General features: G+C 69.0%; 1 pseudogene. It reads left to right on the top strand.

The annotated features are described in order from the left end of the window. Nucleotides 1-675: pseudogene (locus MJ797_RS26530) on the top strand (recombinase); the annotation flags it as partial. Between the last annotated feature and the right edge of the window lie 340 nt (nucleotides 676-1015).

Here is a 1015-nt window from a genome sequence, read left to right on the forward strand (position 1 = left end):
ACCGAGGCGGCGCTGACCGCCGCCCGTGACACCCTGCCCCCGCCTCCCGACCAGGACACGCTACGCGCGCTGGCCGCGGACCTGTCCGGCCTCTGGCACGCCGAGACGACCAGCGACCGCGACCGCAAACGGCTGCTGCGCACGCTGATCTCGGACGTGACCCTGTTACCCGAGACCGACCGGGCCAAAGCCCGGATCGGGATCCGCTGGCACACCGGCGCCACCGACGAGATCGCCCTGACTCGCGCGCCCAACCGCGGCACCGCCCGGCGAACCCCGGCCGACGCCCTCGCACTTATCCGCGAGGTCGGCCCGACCACGAGCAACGACGACCTCGTCGCCCTGCTCGCCGCCCGCGGCATGACCACCGGCGAAAGCAAGCCATTCGACCTCACGGCGATCCGCTGGGTCCGCCACGCCTACAAGATCCCAGGACCGCGCGCCCACGAGGACGGCGAACGCAGCGTGAACGAGGTCGCCGCCGACCTGCGCTGCAACCCCGGCACCGTCTACTACTTCATCAACCGGGGATATCTCCCAGCCCGCCACGGCGACGGCAACCGGATCTGCATCCTCTGGAACCCGCAGATCAAAGCCGATTTCCAGCACCGCATCAACACCGGCAGCCACCTCGACGCCCGTCCGACGGTCCCAGGCGCCGCCCAGCATGCCTGATCCCAGCCCACGCCAACCCCGCCCGGCGGGCACAAGCGACAGAACGCCCGCCAAGCCGAGCCCGGCATTCCACTCAACCCAGACACCCGGCATGGGGATAAAAAAGCGCTACTGCGCAGGAGGGCAATATGAAGCCACCATCCCGGTTATCGCGGACCGCGCCCAGCAGCAGCGGGTGCGTAACGCGTTGGAACCCGAATGGGAGGCCCGACTCGACCAGAAGCAGTACGGTTTCCGGCCGGGTCGCGGGTGTCACGACGCGATCGAGATGGTCCACAGAGTGCTAGCGGTGTCGAACGCGAAGCGCGAGTGGATCATCGATGCTGATCTGGCGTCCGCA

Source organism: Protofrankia sp. CiP3, assembly GCF_917627345.1.
In the GTDB taxonomy this organism is placed as follows: domain Bacteria; phylum Actinomycetota; class Actinomycetes; order Frankiales; family Frankiaceae; genus Protofrankia.